An 18,521-nucleotide genomic window follows, 5' to 3' on the forward strand; every position below is an offset into this window, starting at 1 on the left:
GCTCGGCATCGCGCACGCCATGATCGCGCGCTACAATGCGCAGGACGCCGACGCCTATGTCGCGTTCATGACCGACGATGCCTGCGAGGCGGGCTATCGCGGCGCCGTGTTGCGCGAGGGTCGGGAGGGCGTGCGGTCGGGCCTGAAGGCGATGTTCGCGCAATATCCGCAAAATCGTGCGGACATTCTTGCGACGTTTGAGCTGGGGGAGACGGTCGTCCTGCATGAGGCGGTCGAGCGTGCGCCCGGTGGCGAGACGTTCGAAGTCATGTCCGTCTATTCGTTTGAAGGCGACAAGGTGTCGCGCGTGGAGTTCATCCGCTGATGGCTGAAGCAGCCCAGATCCCCGACGAAGCCGAAACCCGCGCACGCTGGGGCGGTTTTGCGTGGACCGAAGAGAACCAGAAGAAGGCGAACGAGATCCTCGCGCGCTATCCCGCAGGCCGCGAACAGTCGGCCTCGATCCCGTTCCTCGACCTGGCGCAGCGTCAGGTCGGTGCGGAAACGCAGACGCAAGGCTGGCTGCCGGTTCCGGTGATCGAGTTCGTCGCGCGCCAGATCGGCGTGCCGTACATGCGCGTGTTCGAGGTCGCGACCTTCTACACGATGTTCAACCTCGCGCCGGTCGGCCGCTATCACGTCCAGGTCTGCGGCACGACGCCGTGCATGCTACGCGGGTCGGATGACGTGCTGGCGGCGTGCAAGAACAAGGGGCTGATCAAGGGCAAGACGACGCCCGACGGCCTGTTCACGCTGACCGAGGTCGAGTGCCTCGGCACCTGCGCCAACGCGCCGATGGTCCAGATCAACGACGACAATTACGAGGATCTCGACTACGACCGCACCATCGAGGTGCTGGAGGCGCTGGCCAAGGGCGAGCAGCCGAAGACCGGCTCGACCATCGGCCGCCAGACGAGCTGCCCCGAAGGCGGCCCGACGACGCTGACCGCGATGACGCAAGAGAACCACGATTACCGGAGCGAGTGGGCCTGATGCTTGCCGACAAGGATCGCATCTTCACCAACGTCTACGGGTTCCAGCCCTGGAACTTGGCAGCGGCGTTGAAGCGTGGCGACTGGGACAATACCAAGGCGCTGATGGCGCTCGGCCAGGACGCGATCATCGACGTCATCAAGGCGTCGGGTCTTCGCGGTCGTGGCGGCGCGGGCTTCCCCACGGGCACCAAATGGTCGTTCATGCCGAAGGAGCCGAAGCCCGATCGGCCGAACTTCCTCGTCATCAACGCCGACGAATCCGAACCCGGTTCGTGCAAGGACCGCGAGATCATCCGTCACGATCCGCACAAGCTGATCGAGGGCGCGCTGATCGCTGGCTTCGCGATGCGCGCGCGCGCCGCCTATATCTACATTCGCGGCGAATATATCCGCGAGGCCGAGACGCTGTTTGCGGCCGTCGCCGAGGCGTATGACGCCGGGCTGATCGGCAAGAATGCCTGCGGATCGGGTTACGACTTCGACGTCTTCGTCCATCGTGGCGCCGGCGCGTACATCTGCGGCGAAGAAACCGCGATGCTCGAAAGCCTCGAAGGAAAGAAGGGCCAGCCGCGCCTCAAGCCGCCGTTCCCGGCGGGCGCGGGCTTGTATGGCTGCCCGACGACGGTCAACAACGTCGAATCGATCGCGGTCGGCCCGACGATCTTGCGGCGCGGCGCCGAATGGTTCTCCAGCTTCGGTCGCGAGAACAACAAGGGCACCAAGCTCTTCCAGATCAGCGGTCACGTGAACAAGCCCTGCGTCGTCGAAGACGCGATGGGCCTCACCTTCCGCGAACTGATCGAGACGCATTGCGGCGGTATCCGCGGCGGCTGGGACAATCTGCTGGCGGTCATTCCCGGCGGCTCGTCGGTGCCGCTGGTGCCGGCCAAGGACATCATCGATGCGCCGATGGACTTCGATGGTCTGAAGGCGGTCGGCTCGGGCCTCGGCACCGCGGCGGTCATCGTCATGGACAAGTCGACCGACATCGTCCGCGCGATCAGCCGGATCAGCTACTTCTACAAGCACGAAAGCTGCGGCCAGTGTACGCCGTGCCGCGAAGGCACCGGCTGGATGTGGCGCGTGATGGAGCGGTTGCGCACCGGTGACGCCGACATTGCCGAGATCGACACGCTGCAGCAGGTGACGAAGCAGGTGGAAGGCCACACGATCTGTGCGCTGGGCGATGCCGCGGCGTGGCCGATCCAGGGCCTCATCCGCCACTTCCGCCCGGAACTGGAACGTCGCATCAACTCGCGCAACGGCGGCGATCTCGCCCCGATGCAGGAAGCTGCCGAATAATGCCGAAGCTTAAAGTAGACGGGATCGAGGTCGAGGTGCCGCAGGGAGCGACCGTGCTCCAGGCGTGCGAGGCGGCGGGCAAGGAAATCCCGCGCTTCTGCTACCACGAACGGCTGTCGATCGCCGGCAATTGCCGCATGTGCCTCGTCGAGGTGAAGCCGGGGCCGCCCAAGCCCCAGGCGTCGTGTGCGCTGCCCGCCGCGGACAATCAGGAAGTGTTCACCACCACGCCGATGGTGAAGAACGCGCGCGAAGGCGTGATGGAATTCCTGCTCATCAACCATCCGCTCGACTGCCCGATCTGCGATCAGGGCGGCGAGTGCGACCTGCAGGACCAGTCCGTCGCCTACGGCAAGGGCCACAGCCGCTATACCGAGAACAAGCGGGCGGTGACCGAGAAGTATATGGGTCCGATCGTCAAGACGATCATGACCCGCTGCATCCAGTGCACCCGCTGCGTCCGCTTCGCGGAAGAGGTTGCGGGCGTGGAGGAAATCGGCGCGATCTATCGCGGCGAGGACATGCAGATCACCAGCTACCTCGAACAGGCGGTGACGAGCGAATTGAGCGGCAACGTCGTCGACCTGTGCCCGGTCGGTGCGCTGACGTCGAAGCCCTACGCCTATGAAGCGCGGCCATGGGAGCTCAAGAAGACGCTGACGATTGACGTCCAGGACGCGGTCGGCACCAATATCCGCCTCGACAGCCGCGGCCGTCAGGTGCTGCGCTGCGTCCCGCGCATCAACGAAGACGTCAACGAGGAATGGGCGCACGACAAGACGCGCCACCACGTCGATGGTCTGGTGCGTCGTCGCCTGGATCGCCCGTACGTGCGTCGTGACGGCAAGCTCGTCGCGGTCAGCTGGGATGAGGCGTTTGGCGTGATCAAGGATCGCGTCGCCGCAGCCGGATCGAACGTCGCTGCGGTGGCGGGCGATCTCGTCGATTGCGAGACGATGTATGCCGCTAAGGCGTTGCTCGCGACGCTCGGTTCGACCAAGCTCGAAGGCCGCCAGACCGGCATGGACTATGATACGTCCAGCCTCGCCGCGGTGAACTTCAACACCACGATCGCGGGCGTCGAACAGGCGGACGCGATCCTGCTGGTCGGCACCAACCTGCGCTGGGAAGCGCCGCTGATCAACACGCGCATCCGCAAAGCGATCAAAAAGGGCGCGAAGGTCTTCGCGATCGGACCGGAGACGGAGCTGACCTACAAGGTCGAATGGCTCGGCGCCGACCTGTCGCTGCTCGGCAATCTGCCGGAGGCGGCTGCCAAGATTTTCACCGACGCCAAGGCGCCGATGGTGATCGTCGGTGGTGGTGCGCTGAAGGGTGGCCATGGCGCCGCACTCGCTTTCGCCAAGCAGTTCAACCTGGTGCGTGACGGCTGGAACGGCTTCAACGTCGTTCACATGGCGGCGAGCCGTATGGGCGGGCTGATGCTCGGCTATGCGCAGAAGGGCGGTATCGCCGATCTGCGCGGCGCGGGCGTCACCTTCTTCCTGGGCGCGGACGAGGTGGATTTCACCGCGTTCGGCGGCTTCAAGGTCTATGTCGGCCATCACGGCGATCAGGGCGCGCATCACGCCGACGTGATCCTGCCGGGTGCGACCTATGCCGAAAAGTCGGGCACCTGGGTCAACACCGAAGGCCGTGTCCAGCGCGGCGAGCGCGCGGTGTTCGCACCGGGCGACGCGCGCGAAGACTGGACGATCTTCCGTGCCTTGTCGGAAGTGCTCGGCCACACGCTGCCGTTCGACACGCTTGGCGGTCTGCGCGAAGCGATGGCGACCGAGGTGCCGGCGCTGCGCCATGTCGGTCAGCTGGCCGGCTACGAATGGAACCCGCCGGCGCTGGATGGCGCGGGGCAGGGGAGCCTTGCCGGCTATCCGATCAAGGACTTTTATCTGACCAACGCCATCTGCCGCGCGTCCCCGACGATGCAGCGCTGCTCGGCTGAACTGGTCCATGGCGAGACGTTCGCGGAGGCGGCGGAGTGACCGATTTCTTCAACACCACGGTCGGGCTGCCCTATGGTTGGGCGTGGTTCGTCTCGACCATCATCGGTATCCTGGTCATCGCGCTGCCGCTGATGCTCGCCGTCGCGATGATCATCTATGCCGATCGCAAGATCTGGGCGGCGATGGCGCTGCGTCGCGGTCCGAACGTCGTCGGCCCGCTCGGCCTGCTGCAGTCGTTCGCCGACGGCCTGAAGGTCTTCCTGCAGGAAACGATCGTGCCGGCCGCGGCCAATCGCACGCTGTTCCTGCTGGCGCCGATCATCACCTTCACGGTGGCGTTGATCGTCTGGGCGGTGGTGCCGTTCGGCGCGGGCGTCGTGCTCTCCGACATCAACGTCGGCCTGCTCTACGTGCTCGCGGCCTCGTCGCTCGGCGTCTACGGCATCATCCTGTCGGGCTGGGCGTCGAACTCGAAATATCCCTTCTATTCGGCGCTGCGTGCCGCGGCACAGATGGTCAGCTACGAAGTCGCGATCGGCTTCGTCCTCGTCACCGTCGTGCTGTGGGCGGGCAGCTTCAACCTGTCCGCGATCGTGCTGGCGCAGCAGAACCTCTACGGCCTGCCGATCAACGGCTTCGTGCTCAACCCGCTGCTCTTCCCGATGTCAGTGGTGTTCCTCATCTCGTCGATGGCGGAAACGCAGCGCGCGCCGTTCGACCTGACCGAGGCGGAGAGCGAGCTCGTCGCCGGGTATCAGACCGAATATAGCTCGATGAGCTTCGCGCTCTTCTGGCTCGGCGAATATGCCAACGTGCTCTTGATGTGTGCGCTCAACGCGACGCTATTCTGGGGTGGCTGGCTGCCGTTCTTCAACTTCGCGCCGTTCACCTGGGTGCCGGGGATCATCAATCTCTTCATCAAGATGCTGATCTTCTTCTTCATCTTCAGCTGGGTGAAGGCGACCGTCCCGCGCTACCGCTACGATCAGCTGATGCGTTTGGGGTGGAAGGTGTTCCTGCCGCTGTCGCTGCTCTGGGTGTTCCTGGTGTCGGGCGTGCTGATGTGGATGCGGGTGCCGCTATGAGCGCCATGCTCGCCAGCAACCTGTGGCGCCGTGCCTTGGGCGGCGTGATTATCGGATTGACGGTCGTCGCCATCGACCGGGTTATGGGGTTCGGATCGTGACCGTAGGTCAACTCGTCAAATCGTTCACGCTCTGGGAGTTCGTGAAGGCGCACGCCCTCACGCTGAAGTATTTCTTCAAGCCCAAGGCGACGATCAACTATCCCTACGAGCGCAACCCGATCTCCCCGCGCTTCCGCGGCGAGCATGCGCTGCGTCGCTATCCCAATGGCGAGGAACGCTGCATCGCGTGCAAGCTGTGCGAGGCGGTGTGCCCGGCGCAGGCGATCACGATCGAGGCCGAGCCGCGCGACGACGGCAGCCGCCGCACGACGCGTTACGACATCGACATGACCAAGTGCATCTATTGCGGCCTGTGTCAGGAAGCGTGCCCGGTCGACGCGATCGTCGAAGGGCCGAACTACGAATTTTCGACCGAAACGCGCGAAGAGCTGATCTACGACAAGGCCAAGCTCCTCGACAACGGTGACCGCTGGGAGCGGGCGATCGCGGCGAACCTTGCCGCCGATGCGCCGTACCGTTAATGCGCGCCGCACTTGATTCCGGGCTGAGGGGGCCGACCAACTCGTGATCCAGGCCATAGCCTTTTATCTCTTCGCGATCGTCGTGATCGGGTCGGGTGCGATGACGATCTCGTCGCGCAACCCGGTGCATTCGGTCATGTGGCTGATCCTCGCCTTCTTCAACGCGGCGGGGCTGATGGTGCTCGTCGGCGCCGAATTCATCGCGATGCTGCTCGTCATCGTCTATGTCGGCGCGGTCGCGGTGCTGTTCCTGTTCGTCGTCATGATGCTGGACATCGAGGTCGCGCAGCTGCGCGCCGGGTTCGCGCGCTATGCGGCGCTGGGCCTGGCGCTGGCGGTGGCGCTCGCCGCCGAGATCCTGATCGGTATCGGTGCGTGGAGCGCCGGCGGCCTGAAGATCAGCCAGCGCATCGCGCCGATCGACGGCACCGTGCCGAACATCCAGGCGATGGGGCAGCTGCTCTACACGCGCTATCTGTTCGTGTTCGAGGCGGCGGGCTTCGTGCTGCTGGTCGCCATGATCGGTGCGATCGTGCTGACGCATCGTCAGCGTGGCGGCGTGCGCGGGCAGAATATCGCCCGCCAGAATGCGCGCCGTCCTCAGGATGCGACGCGCAACACGCAGCCGACGGTCGGCCAGGGGGTCCAGCTGTGATTGGTCTGACGCATTATCTGGTCGTCGCGGCGATCCTGTTCACCATGGGGGTGCTCGGCATCTTCATGAACCGCAAGAATCTGATCGTCATCCTGATGGCGATCGAGCTGATCCTGCTCGCCGTGAACATCAATCTCGTCGCCTTCTCGGCCTTCCTCCACGATCTGGTCGGCCAGATCTTCGCGATGTTCGTGCTGACCGTCGCGGCGGGTGAGGCGGCGATCGGGCTGGCGATCCTGGTGATCTATTTCCGTGGCCGCGGCACGATCGCGGTCGATGACGTCAACCGGATGAAGGGCTGATTTCGGTGCACGCCATCTTATTCATCGTATTCCTGCCGCTGCTCGCGGCCGCGGTCGCGGGGCTGGGCAACAAGGCGATCGGCTTCGTGCCGGCCAAGGTCATCACGACCGGCGCGCTGTTCGTATCGTGCCTGCTGTCGTGGCCGATCTTCCTCGGCTTCCTCGCCGGCACCAGCACGGCGCAGGTCGTACCGGTGCTCACCTGGATCGTCAGCGGTGACATGGCGGTCGATTGGTCGCTGCGCGTCGACCAGCTGACCGCGATCATGCTGGTGGTCATCACCAGCGTGTCGGCGCTCGTCCACCTCTATAGCTGGGGCTATATGAGCGAGGATCCGGACCAGCCGCGCTTCTTCGCCTATCTGTCGCTGTTCACCTTCGCGATGCTGATGCTGGTGACCGCGGACACGCTGGTCCAGATGTTCTTCGGTTGGGAGGGCGTGGGCCTCGCCTCGTACCTCCTGATCGGTTTCTGGTTCCGCAAGCCGTCGGCCAATGCGGCCGCGACCAAGGCGTTCGTCGTCAACCGCGTCGGCGATCTGGGCTTCATGCTCGGCATCTTTGGCACTTTTCTGGTGTTCGGCACCGTCTCGATCCCGGCGATCCTCGCCGCGGCACCGAACATGGCCGGATCGACGATCGGCTTCCTGTGGTTCCGCGCCGACACGATGACCGTGCTCTGTCTGCTGCTGTTCGTCGGCGCGATGGGCAAGTCGGCGCAGCTCGGCCTGCATACCTGGTTGCCGGACGCGATGGAGGGCCCGACCCCGGTGTCGGCGCTGATCCACGCCGCGACGATGGTTACCGCCGGCGTCTTCATGGTGTGCCGCCTGTCGCCGATGTTCGAAATGTCGCCGACCGCGCTGCACTTCGTCACCTTCATCGGCGCCGCGACCTGCCTGTTCGCCGCGACCGTCGGCATGGTGCAGACCGACATCAAGCGCGTCATCGCCTATTCGACCTGTTCGCAGCTCGGCTACATGTTCTTCGCCGCCGGCGTCGGGGCCTATGGTGCGGCGATGTTCCACCTGTTCACGCACGCCTTCTTCAAGGCGCTGCTGTTCCTGGGGGCCGGCTCGGTCATCCACGCGATGCACCACGAGCAGGACATGCGCTATTATGGCGGTCTGCGGAAAAGCATCCCGCTGACCTTCTGGGGCATGATGATGGGCACGCTGGCGATCACCGGCGTCGGCCTGCCCGCGGTGTTCGGCAATCCGCTCGGCATCGGTTTCGCAGGCTTTCATTCGAAGGATGCGATCATCGAGGCAAGCTGGGCCGCCGGCGAGCCCGGTGTGTGGTTCGTCGGTGTGCTCGTCGCGCTGATCACCAGCTTCTACTCGTGGCGGCTGATGTTCCTGACCTTCTGGGGCAAGCCGCGCTGGGCCGCGTCGGAGCATATCCAGCACGCGCTCCATGATGCACATGGCCACGGCCATGACGATCACGCTCACGGTCATGACGCCCATGCACACGACGCGCATCACGCCGATGAGGCGCACGGCAACCCGGCGCAGGCCGAGGATGCGGGCGACCATCCCTCGACGCACGGGCCGGCGCAGCATGATCTGCCGGCGGGGACGGGTGGCTATCATCCGCACGAAAGCCCGCTGCCGATGCTGATCCCGCTGATCGTGCTGTCGATCGGCGCGATCGCGGCCGGCTTCGTCTTCCACGGCTATTTCATCGAGCCGAGTGCGGGGGAGAGCTTCTGGAAGGGCGACATCGCTTTCCGCGAGCATCTGATGCACGCGATGCATGAGGTGCCGACCTGGGTAAAGCTGTCGGCGACGGTCGCGATGCTGACCGGCCTGTTCACCGCCTGGTACGCCTATATCAAGGCGCCGACCTTCCCCGCCGCGGTGGCGGAGCAGTTCCGCGTCCTGTACCGCTTCCTCACCCACAAATATTATTTCGACGAGCTGTATAACCTGCTCTTCGTCCGCCCCGCCTTCGCGATCGGCCGCTTCCTGTGGCATCGCGGTGACGAAAAGACGATCGATCGCTTCGGGCCGAACGGTTCGGCGTGGATCGTCGAGCGGTCCAGCCGCATCGCCGGCCGGCTCCAGAACGGATATGTCTATACCTATGCCTTCGTCATGCTGATCGGTCTGACCGCCGTCGTCACCTGGGCGATCGCACAATGAGCGGCTTCCCCATCCTGACGATCATGCTGTTGATCCCCGCGCTCGCGGCGATCGCCTGCCTGTTCGTCCCCGCCGCGACCGCGCGGATGGTCGCACTGGGCGCGACTTTTGCCGACTTTGCGCTGGGCATCCTGCTCTGGGCGAACTTCGACATCGGCGGAGCGCAGTGGCAGTTCGTCGAGCACGGCCCGCGCCTCGGCTTCTTCGCCTGGGACCTCGGCATCGACGGCTTAGCGCTGATGCTGATCATGCTCAGCGTCTTCCTGATGCCGATCTGCATCGGGGCGAGCTGGCGGTCGGTGACGAACCGCGTGCCGGAATATATGGCCGCGTTCCTGCTCACCGAAACGCTGATGATCGGCACGTTCGCGGCGCAGGACCTGTTCCTGTTCTACCTGTTCTTCGAGGCCGGCCTGATCCCGATGTATCTGATCATCGGTATCTGGGGCGGCGTGAACCGCATCTACGCGTCGTACAAGTTCTTTCTCTATACGCTGCTCGGCTCGCTGCTGATGCTGATCGCGATGCTGTACATGGTGCAGACCGCGGGCACGTCCAGCATCCCGGCGCTGCAGAGCTTCGACTTCCCGGCGCATGTGCAGACGTGGCTGTGGCTGGCGTTCTTCGCCTCGTTCGCGGTGAAGATGCCGATGTGGCCGGTCCACACCTGGCTGCCCGACGCGCACGTGCAGGCGCCGACCGCGGGGTCGGTGATCCTGGCGGGCGTGCTGCTGAAGCTCGGCGGCTACGGCTTCCTGCGCTTCAGCCTGCCGATGTTCCCCGAGGCGTCGGGCCAGCTCACCTGGCTGATCTTCGGCCTGTCGGCGGTCGCGGTCATCTACACCAGCCTCGTCGCGCTGGTGCAGTCGGACATGAAGAAGCTGATCGCCTATTCGTCGGTTGCGCACATGGCGATCGTGACGATCGGCCTGTTCGCCTTCAACCGGCAGGGTATCGAAGGCGCGATGATCATGATGCTGAGCCACGGCCTGGTGTCGGGTGCGCTGTTCCTGTGCGTCGGCGTCATCTACGATCGCCTGCACACGCGTGAGATCAGCCGCTACGGCGGTCTGGCGATCAACATGCCGCGCTACGCGCTGTTCTTCCTGTTCTTCACCATGGCGTCGATCGGTCTGCCGGGGACGAGCGGCTTCGTCGCCGAATTCCTGTCGCTGATGGGCACGTATCAGGTGTCGACCTGGATCGCGCTGCTCTGCACGACCAGCATCATCCTCGGCGCCGCGTACATGCTCTATCTCTACCGTCGTATCGCCTTTGGCGAGATCAAGTCGGACGAGGTCCGCGCGATGGAAGACCTGTCGCATCGCGAGCTTTGGTTGCTGGCCCCGATCGCCGCGGTCGCGCTGTGGATGGGTGTCTATCCGGAAAGCTTCATGGCGCCGATGCGCAAGGACGTCGCCGTCCTTCTGACCCGCGTCGATCGGGCAGCGCCGCCGTCCGATTCCAAGCCGACCGCCGGCAAGCCCGCCGCGACCACTCCTGCCGCGGCGCACGCCGCCGCTGCCCACGGAACCACGCACTGATGGATTACGCCGCCAATCTCGCCATGACGCTGCCCGAGGTGATCCTCGGCGTCGGCGCCATCGTCCTGATGCTGGTCGCCGCCTGGGGTGGACCGGCGTCGACCCGCGCGGTGTCCTGGGCTGCGGTTGCGATCCTGGCCGGCGCGTGCGTCGCGTTGATGGGGCCTGCGGGTTCGGGCGGCAGCGCGTTCGGCGGGCTGTACCGCGCCGACGCGTTTGCCGCGTTCGCCAAGGTGCTGATCTTCGTCGCCGCCGCCGTCGCTATCCTGATGGCACCGGACTTCTTCCAGCGCACCAGCGGCGACGACCTGCGTCCCGAATATCCGGTGCTCATCCTGCTGTCTGCGGCCGGCATGGGCATGATGGTGTCGGCGAGCGACCTGCTGACGCTGTACGTCGGTCTCGAACTGCAGAGCCTCTCGGCCTATGTGCTGGCGAGCTTCATGCGCCGCGACACGCGGTCCGCGGAAGCAGGCCTCAAATATTTCATCCTCGGCGCGCTGGCGAGCGGCATCCTGCTCTACGGCATCAGCCTGGTCTATGGCTTCTCGGGCACGACGCTGTTCGGCGGGATCGCCGCGGCCTATGCCGGCACGAAGTCGCTGGGCCTGCTGTTCGGGCTGGTGTTCGTCTTCGCCGGTATCGCCTTCAAGATTTCGGCCGTGCCGTTCCATATGTGGACGCCCGACGTGTATGAAGGCGCGCCGACGCCGGTCACCGCCTTCTTCGCCTCGGCGCCGAAGGTCGCGGCGATGGGCCTCGCCGTCCGCGTCGCGGTCGAGGCGATGGGCCCGGCGACCGACCAGTGGCGCCAGATCGTCATCTTCGCCGCGCTCGCCTCGATCATCCTCGGCGCGGTCGCCGCGATCGGCCAGAGCAACATCAAGCGCCTGCTCGCCTATTCGTCGATCAACAACGTCGGCTTCGCGCTGGTCGGCCTTGCGGCGGGTACGCCGGAGGGCGTGGCGGGCGTGCTCACCTACATGACGATCTACATCGCCATGACGCTGGGATCGTTCCTGATCGTCCTGCAGATGCGTGACGAGGCGGGCCAGCCCGTCGAGAGCATCGCCTCGCTGTCGGGCATGTCGCGGACCCGTCCGGGTCTTGCCGCGGCGCTCGCGATCTTCATGTTCAGCCTCGCCGGCATTCCGCCGCTGTTCGGCTTCTACGCGAAGTTTGCGGTGTTCGACGCGGCGGTGAAGGCCGGGCTGTTCCCGCTCGCGGTGATCGGTATCGCGGCGTCGACGATCGGCGCCTATTATTACCTGCGCGTCGTCAAGACGATGTACTTCGACGAACCGGCACCGGCGTTCGTGAAGGGTAACAGCCCCGTCGAGGGCGGCCTGATCGTGCTGACGGCCGCCTTCGTGTCGCCGCTCGGCTATCTCGCCATCCCGCTGCTCGGTGGCTGGACGATGGCCGCCGCTCGCGCATTGTTCCCAGGCGTTTGACCATCCGCTTCATCTCGGAAACGGGATCCACAAACGCCGATATGCTCCTCCTCGCCACGCAGGGCGCGGAGGAGGGGCTGTGGCTCCGTGCCGAGCGGCAGACGGCGGGGCGCGGCCGGCTGGGACGGACATGGAGCGCGCCGCCGGGTAATTTCTCGGGATCGACGCTGGTCCGTCTCCGGGCTAGCGATCCACCGCCTGCGACGCTGGCGCTCACCGCTGCGGTTGCTCTCCACGATGCTTTGGGTGTTTTTCTGACGCCATCCGGGACGGCTCGGCTGAAATGGCCGAATGACGTGGTCATCGCTGGTGCGAAGCTGTCAGGCATTCTGCTGGAGCGGAGCGGCGATGCGGTGGTCGTCGGCATCGGCGTCAATCTGGCGCATCATCCCGACCTCGCCGATCGCCCGACAACGAGCCTTGCCGCGCACGGCGCCATCGTCGATCCGGCGACCTTTGCCGAAGTGCTCTCCGAAGCGTTCGCGCGATGGCTGGCGCGCTGGCGCGGCGAGGGGATCGCAGCCATTCGCTCGGCATGGCTTGCGGCTGCGCATCCGCTCGGCACGCCACTCACCGCCCGTCTGCCCGATGGAAGCGCGGTCGACGGCCTGTTCGATGGGCTGGACGCTGACGGCGCGCTGATCCTGCGCTTGGCGTCGGGTGCCCGGCATGTCATTCATGCCGGCGACGTTTTTCTGCTGTGAAGGAGTGAGGATGCTGCTCGCCGTCGATGCCGGCAACACCAATGTCGTGTTTGCGCTGGTGGACATGAGCGAGGCCGGTGCCCGCACGATCAAGGCGCGCTGGCGCATCGCCACCGATCCGCGGCGGACGGCGGACGAATATGCCGTATGGCTGAGCCAGCTGCTCGCGCTGGAAGGCTATGACCGGTCGCAGATCGACGCCGTCATCATCGCGACCGTCGTACCCCGCGCCCTCCACAATTTGCAGGTGCTCAGCAGCAAGTATTTCGGGTCGGAGGCGCTGATCGCCGGCCGCGCGCCGGTGGAATGGGGGATCGCGCTGGATGTCGACGAGCCGCAGAATCTGGGCGCGGACCGCGCGGTCAACACCATTGCGGCGCACGCGCTGCACCCGGGGGACCTGATCGTCATCGATTTCGGCACGGCGACGACCTTCGACGTGAGCGACTATAGCGGCGCGTATAAGGGCGGGATCATCGCACCCGGTATCAACCTGTCGTTGGATGCTCTGGTCAGCGCCGCGGCCAAACTGCCGCGCATCGCGATCGAAGCGCCGGTGAACGGCAGCGTCATCGGCCGCAACACGGTCGATCAGATGACGATCGGGGTCTATTTCGGGTATATCGCGATGATCGAAGGACTGGTCGCACGCATGAAGGCGGAGATCGGCCGACCCGCTAAGGTGATCGCGACCGGCGGCCTGGCGACGTTATTCGAACAACATACCGACGTCTTCGACGTCATCGAGCCGGACCTGACCATCCAGGGGCTGGCGATCATGTACCAAAACGCCCATATCGGCTGAGACGCGCTCGCGCCATTCACCGGCCTGCGGGCGCTACGCAATTCACGAAAGACATCAATGACTCCCAAAACCAACGAACTTCTCTTCTGCGCCCTGGGTGGCTCGGGCGAGATCGGCATGAACGTCAATCTCTATGGCCACGCCGGCAAGTGGCTGATGGTCGATCTGGGCGTGACCTTCGCCGACGCCGCGTATCCCGGCATCGATATCGTCCTGCCCGATCTGTCCTTCATCGAGGATCGCCTGAACGATCTCGTCGGGATCGTCCTGACGCACGGGCATGAAGACCACATCGGCGCACTGCCCTATCTCGCCGAAGACCTGGGCGTGCCGCTGTATGCGACGCCGTTCACGGCCGGCCTGATCCGCGGCAAGCTGGAGGAAGAGGGCAACGCCCATCGCGTCAAGCTGCGCGTGATCCAGCCGGGCAAGAGCGGCGTCGCGGGCGCGCAGATCGGCCCCTTCGGCGTCAGCTTCATCGAACTGTCGCACTCGATCCCCGAGCCAAATGCGCTGGTGATCGAAACCAAGGCCGGCCGCGTGTTCCACACCGGCGATTGGAAGCTCGATCCCACGCCGGTGATCGGCAAGCCGACCAGCCCCGAACGGCTGACCCAGATCGGCGATGCCGGCGTCGATGTGCTGGTCTGCGATTCGACCAACGTCTTCAACGCGGAAGCATCCGGCTCCGAGGCATCGGTGCGTCGCGGCCTGGCAGAGCAGATCGCGCGCGCGAAGGGGCGGGTGCTTGTCACCACCTTCGCGTCCAATGCGGCGCGCCTCCATACTTTGGGGCAGGTCGCGCGGGAGACGGGCCGCAAGCTGTGCGTCACCGGCCGCTCGCTCGACCGGATTCTGAAGGTCGCGCAGGCGACGGGCTATCTGGCCGATTTCCCTGAGACGGTGGATCCCGACACCGCGATGCGGCTGCCGAAGAACAAGGTGCTGATCGTCGCCACGGGCGGCCAGGGTGAGCCTCGCGCGGCGCTGGCACGGGTTGCCGATGGCTCGCACACGATCAAGCTCGACCTTGGCGACACGGTGATCTTCTCATCGAAGCAGATTCCGGGCAACGAGGTTGCGATTGGCAAGATCCAGAACACACTGGCGTCCAAAGGCGTGGTGATGATTACCGAGCGGCAGGCGCACGTCCACGTCTCGGGTCACCCCGGCCGGCCGGAACTCGCACAGATGTACAAGTGGATCCGTCCGCAGACGTTGGTGCCGGTCCATGGCGAGATGCGTCACATGATGGAGCATGCCCGTTTCGCGCTGAGCGAGGGCGTGCCGCAGTCGATCGTGCAGAGCGATGGCGACGTCATTCGGCTGCTGCCCGGCAAGCCCGAGAAGATCGGCAATGCCAGTGTCGGCCGCCTGGTGCTCGACGGTGACGTGATCCTGCCGGCGGACGGATCGACGATCAACGAACGTCGCAAGCTGGCGATCAATGGCCAGATTTCGGTCGCGGTCGCGATCGGCAAGGATGGGCGGCTGCTCGGCCGGCCGCAGGTGCGCGTCCAAGGCGTTCCGGTCGAAGAGGATCGCGCGGCCTTTATCGAAGATGCCGCCGAGGCCGCTGCCGAAGCGCTGAAGGGCCAGCGGCGCGAACTCGACCGCCGGCGCGAGGACGTCCGGCTCGCGGTGCGGCGCATCGCGACCCGCTGGACGGGCAAGAAGCCGATCGTCGACGTGTTGATCGTCGAGGCCTGATCCCATGCGCTGGACGTCGATGCTTGCGATCTACGTCCTGTTCTGGGCGTTCTCGGTGTTCCTCGTATTGCCCTGGGGCGTGCGCACGACCCACGAAGTTGGGGGTGAGCACGTCGCGGGTCAGGCGGAAAGTGCGCCGCACGAATTCCGCCTCGGCCGCCTCGCGGTCCGCGTGACCATCGTGGCGACGATCCTGTTCGGCCTGTTCATCGCCAATTACGAGTTCGGCTGGGTCACACCGCAGATGCTCGACCTGTTTGATCGCGAGGCCGTCTACAATCGCAGCTAGTCCCGATCGGCCTGACTTGATTGTCATGTTCGTGTCAGGTTCGCGCAAGTCGTTGCCTGATAGGCTTTTGCCGCCGCCACAGAGGGTGGTGACTGACGAAAGGCCCGATCGGTGTACGACAGGCACGGCCAAGCGCTCGACTTGCTCGAACGCGCGCTCCACCTGATGGATGAAGAAGGGCGGCCGCTGGTCGCAGCGCGCATCGCCGCCGCGATCGACGATCTGCTACGCGACCCGAAGGTCCGCGAGCAACACCCGAACTGACGCCCTAGCGCAGCCGTTCGATCGCCTGCGCGAGTGCGACGTACAGTTTACCCATGTCCGACGACAGCAAGGTCACGCTGAGCGGCGAGCCGTCCCGCTGTGCCAGGATCGTCCGGAGCATTCCTTCGAAATCGTGGATGTAGCGATTGACCGACTCCCGGAACCGGGCGTCGTCGTCGTACAGCCGTGCGATATCGCGGGCGTCACCCGGTTCCAGCACGCGCACCGCACGGCGGGTGAAGACACCGCGATCGCCCTTCAGATAGGCGGCCCAGGCGCTGTCGGACACTTCGGGTGCAAATGCCTTCGTGATGTCGATCGCTGCCGAGTTGAGCGATTCGATCAGCAGGGAGGCGCGGCGGGCGAATGTGTCGCGCTCCGCCTCTTCGCGCTCGGTGCGGGCATCCTCCAGCCGCGTCTCGACCAGCGCCGTCTGATCGAGGATCTGCTGGACCTGCGCGGATAGCCGTTCGGTCGCGCGGGTGGCGGCATCGACGGCATGCCCCGTCGCATCGGCGATCGCCCGCACCTGCCGCTCGACCGTGTCGCCGGTGGCGCGGCGCATCGCCTCGGCGCTCGCTTCCTCCATCTGGCTGGCCGCATCGGGAATGACGCTCGCCAGCGTCTCGCGCGCCTTGTCCGCCGCGACGGATGCGGTGTCGCGGACGCGGAGCAGCGCGTCGACGAGCCGCGGCGCGGCCTCTTCGGCGAAGCGATGCGTGCGATCGATCGTTTCGTCGACCATCATGCCGAGCGCGTCGGCCTTGGCGCGACCGTCGTTGAGCGTCTGGAGGAGAGTGCCCGACAGGCGATCGAGCGTCGTCGTCTGTTCGGCGATGACGCCTGCGATCGCCTCGATCGCATCGTGCGTGCTTTCCGCGGCCGTGACGAGTGCGAGCAGCTCCGGCTTGGCGGCGACGACGACCTGCTTGCTGGAGGCGATGCGCGAATCGAGTCGGGCGAGTGCTTCGGGCAGCGTCTCGTCGATCTCACGCGCCGCGGCGTCGAGCGCGATGAGCAGCGATTCGGTGGTGCCGATCGTTCGCGTCGCCATCGCTTCGCCAGTGCGCAACGCTTCCGTCATCGCATCCGCCGAGCCACCCAGCGCGCTGATCGACGCGGCGAGCAACTGCGACCGGTCGACGCCCTGTGCGTGCAACGTATCCAGCCGCGTCTCGACCCGCTCGATCCCGGCATCGAGCCCGGCGAGCAGCGATTCGCTGGCCCCACGCTGGTCGTGCAGGCGCAGCGTCACTCGGTCGATGACGTCTTCGACGGCGGCGATCCGTTCGCCCAAAGCGTCTGCGCTCTGTCGCGCGGCGGTGTCCAGCGCAGCCTGGTTGGCGCGCAGCATCGCCAGCATCGCCTCGCCCTGCGCGGCTATGCCCTTGCGCGCCTCGTCCACGGCATCGGCCGTGCGGCCGAGCAGCGCGTCGACCGCGTCGGACATGTCGCCCGTGACCGATTCGAGCCGCGCGCCTGCGGTTTCGCTGGTCGCCTCCATCCGCGCGATATGCGCAGCGAGTTTCTGTGCGGCGCCGCCAGCGACGAGGTCCGCCTCCCGGCCGCGGTCGGCCAGCGCGGCGAGCTTCGCCTCCAATGCCGCGGCATGCTCGCCAGCGGCGAGCCCGGTATCGTCGAGCAGCCGGCCGGCCTCCGCCACCTCGGCCTGCGCACGCGGCAGCGAGGCGAGGAGGACGCCGAGGTGCGTCTGCGCCTCGGCTACGGCTTCGGACAGCGCGCGGGCGTGCGCATCGGCCTGCCCGATCTCCAGTGCCATGCCGCGCCCGACGGCAGCCAGCCGTTCGTTGGCGCCATCGCCCATCGCGATCAGCGTGGTGATCTGGTCGGCGAGCTGGCGGCGGTTGGCGTCGAGCGATCGGGAGACGGCGGCGACCGTCCGTTCCAGACTGGCGGCCTCGGCACGCATCGCCTGGGCGGTGCTGCGGAATCGGGTTGCCTCGCGCCGGCTGGTCCGCATGGCGAGCAGATAGACGATGCCGATGAGGGCGGGGATCACCGCCAGCGCGGCGATATATTGGGCGAGGGGGACGGGCAGCAGGAACGGAAGCTGGTCGCGGGCGAGCCAGAGCATGCCGCCGATCCAGGCGACGGAGGCGGTGATCGCCAGCGTCGGCGCCAGCCACGTCGCGCGGCGCGGCTCGACCTCGACCGCCTCGGTCCAGGCAAGCGGTTCGCCGCCGTGATAGTCGCCGTGGCCACCCATCGATTCGGGCGTGGTCGGTTCCAGCTCGTACCGGCCCAGGGCATCGTCGGTGGCTGCGGCTTCCGCCCGCATGTCGATAATCATGGAACCCCCGTTCGTGTCCGCCGGGCTTAACCATGTTCGGCACCGTCATAAAGCGAAACTGCAACACTTGATTAAGTGGTGGTGCGCTAAGCGGCCTCTCATGGCGTATGATCCCGGAGCGATCGACGCGGCGCTGGCCGCCGCAGTGGGTGACGAACCCGGGTTGATCGCCGAATTGCGGCTGGCCTTTACCGAAAGCGCCGAACGGGCGCTGGCGGCGATGGACGCGGCGACGACCCGCGACCAATGGCGTGACGCGGCCTCGCGATTGAAGGGGCTGGCGGCGAGCTTCGGGGCGGTCCGGCTGATGGCCCTGGCGGCACAGGCGGCCGACGGTGCGCGCGATACGGCTATCCTCGGCAAGCTGCGTCGATCGGTGATGCGCCTTTAGCCGCAATCCGCCCTAG

The 18,521-nt window shown here is 65.9% G+C and carries 18 protein-coding genes; 17 read left to right on the forward strand and 1 reads right to left on the reverse strand.

Annotation, left to right across the window (positions count from 1 at the left end; genetic code table 11):
• Window positions 1-19 precede the first annotated feature (19 nt).
• From SPHME3_RS0110645 to SPHME3_RS21345, 16 genes are all read left to right on the forward strand, one after another.
• The gene (locus SPHME3_RS0110645) at window positions 20-325 is read left to right on the forward strand and encodes a nuclear transport factor 2 family protein (RefSeq protein ID WP_232479821.1); all 306 of its coding nucleotides are present in this window, start codon (window positions 20-22) and stop codon (window positions 323-325) included.
• Window positions 325-993, forward strand: a complete 669-nt coding sequence (locus tag SPHME3_RS0110650) for a complex I 24 kDa subunit family protein (protein WP_017979179.1) — start codon at window positions 325-327, stop codon at window positions 991-993. Before SPHME3_RS0110645 ends, SPHME3_RS0110650 begins: the two co-directional genes overlap by 1 nt.
• On the forward strand, window positions 993-2,297 hold the full coding sequence (nuoF, locus tag SPHME3_RS0110655; protein ID WP_024310282.1) for an NADH-quinone oxidoreductase subunit NuoF: 1,305 nt from the start codon (window positions 993-995) through the stop codon (window positions 2,295-2,297). Before SPHME3_RS0110650 ends, nuoF begins: the two co-directional genes overlap by 1 nt.
• Window positions 2,297-4,300: an NADH-quinone oxidoreductase subunit NuoG gene (gene nuoG, locus SPHME3_RS0110660; protein ID WP_017979177.1), complete on the forward strand. Its 2,004-nt coding sequence runs from the start codon at window positions 2,297-2,299 to the stop codon at window positions 4,298-4,300. Before nuoF ends, nuoG begins: the two co-directional genes overlap by 1 nt.
• Entirely contained in the window at window positions 4,297-5,346 is a 1,050-nt protein-coding gene (gene nuoH, locus SPHME3_RS0110665; RefSeq protein ID WP_017979176.1) for an NADH-quinone oxidoreductase subunit NuoH, read from the forward strand. Before nuoG ends, nuoH begins: the two co-directional genes overlap by 4 nt.
• Window positions 5,347-5,440: 94 nt before the next feature.
• Entirely contained in the window at window positions 5,441-5,929 is a 489-nt protein-coding gene (nuoI, locus tag SPHME3_RS0110675) for an NADH-quinone oxidoreductase subunit NuoI (protein WP_172436196.1), read from the forward strand.
• A 43-nt stretch (window positions 5,930-5,972) separates the two neighbouring features.
• A complete protein-coding gene (locus SPHME3_RS0110680) occupies window positions 5,973-6,584 on the forward strand; it encodes an NADH-quinone oxidoreductase subunit J (RefSeq protein WP_017979173.1) in 612 nt (203 codons plus the stop codon).
• A complete protein-coding gene (gene nuoK / locus SPHME3_RS0110685) occupies window positions 6,581-6,886 on the forward strand; it encodes an NADH-quinone oxidoreductase subunit NuoK (RefSeq protein WP_017979172.1) in 306 nt (101 codons plus the stop codon). Before SPHME3_RS0110680 ends, nuoK begins: the two co-directional genes overlap by 4 nt.
• A gap of 5 nt (window positions 6,887-6,891) precedes the next feature.
• On the forward strand, window positions 6,892-9,033 hold the full coding sequence (gene nuoL, locus SPHME3_RS0110690) for an NADH-quinone oxidoreductase subunit L (protein ID WP_017979171.1): 2,142 nt from the start codon (window positions 6,892-6,894) through the stop codon (window positions 9,031-9,033).
• Entirely contained in the window at window positions 9,030-10,577 is a 1,548-nt protein-coding gene (locus SPHME3_RS0110695) for an NADH-quinone oxidoreductase subunit M (RefSeq protein ID WP_017979170.1), read from the forward strand. Before nuoL ends, SPHME3_RS0110695 begins: the two co-directional genes overlap by 4 nt.
• Entirely contained in the window at window positions 10,577-12,031 is a 1,455-nt protein-coding gene (nuoN, locus tag SPHME3_RS0110700) for an NADH-quinone oxidoreductase subunit NuoN (protein WP_017979169.1), read from the forward strand. The genes SPHME3_RS0110695 and nuoN overlap by 1 nt, the downstream gene beginning before the upstream one ends.
• Window positions 12,028-12,735, forward strand: a complete 708-nt coding sequence (locus tag SPHME3_RS0110705; RefSeq protein WP_017979168.1) for a biotin--[acetyl-CoA-carboxylase] ligase — start codon at window positions 12,028-12,030, stop codon at window positions 12,733-12,735. Before nuoN ends, SPHME3_RS0110705 begins: the two co-directional genes overlap by 4 nt.
• Before the next feature lie 10 nt (window positions 12,736-12,745).
• Window positions 12,746-13,540, forward strand: a complete 795-nt coding sequence (locus tag SPHME3_RS0110710; protein ID WP_017979167.1) for a type III pantothenate kinase — start codon at window positions 12,746-12,748, stop codon at window positions 13,538-13,540.
• A gap of 57 nt (window positions 13,541-13,597) precedes the next feature.
• Entirely contained in the window at window positions 13,598-15,250 is a 1,653-nt protein-coding gene (locus SPHME3_RS0110715) for a ribonuclease J (RefSeq protein WP_017979166.1), read from the forward strand.
• A gap of 4 nt (window positions 15,251-15,254) precedes the next feature.
• Window positions 15,255-15,539 (forward strand): DUF1467 family protein, encoded by a 285-nt coding sequence (locus SPHME3_RS0110720; RefSeq protein WP_017979165.1) that lies wholly within the window; start codon window positions 15,255-15,257, stop codon window positions 15,537-15,539.
• A gap of 111 nt (window positions 15,540-15,650) precedes the next feature.
• The gene (locus SPHME3_RS21345; RefSeq protein ID WP_017979164.1) at window positions 15,651-15,803 is read left to right on the forward strand and encodes a hypothetical protein; all 153 of its coding nucleotides are present in this window, start codon (window positions 15,651-15,653) and stop codon (window positions 15,801-15,803) included.
• Window positions 15,804-15,807: 4 nt separating this feature from the next.
• Here the strand turns inward: SPHME3_RS21345 and SPHME3_RS0110730 are convergent, their stop codons facing one another.
• Entirely contained in the window at window positions 15,808-18,114 is a 2,307-nt protein-coding gene (locus SPHME3_RS0110730; RefSeq protein WP_017979163.1) for a coiled-coil domain-containing protein, read from the reverse strand.
• 100 nt (window positions 18,115-18,214) lie between these two features.
• Here SPHME3_RS0110730 and SPHME3_RS0110735 point away from each other — a divergent pair, with 100 nt between their 5' ends.
• Window positions 18,215-18,505, forward strand: a complete 291-nt coding sequence (locus SPHME3_RS0110735; RefSeq protein ID WP_017979162.1) for an Hpt domain-containing protein — start codon at window positions 18,215-18,217, stop codon at window positions 18,503-18,505.
• Window positions 18,506-18,521: the final 16 nt, after the last annotated feature.

Origin of the sequence: Sphingomonas melonis DAPP-PG 224 (genome assembly GCF_000379045.1) — a bacterium.
GTDB classification, from domain to species: domain Bacteria; phylum Pseudomonadota; class Alphaproteobacteria; order Sphingomonadales; family Sphingomonadaceae; genus Sphingomonas; species Sphingomonas aquatilis.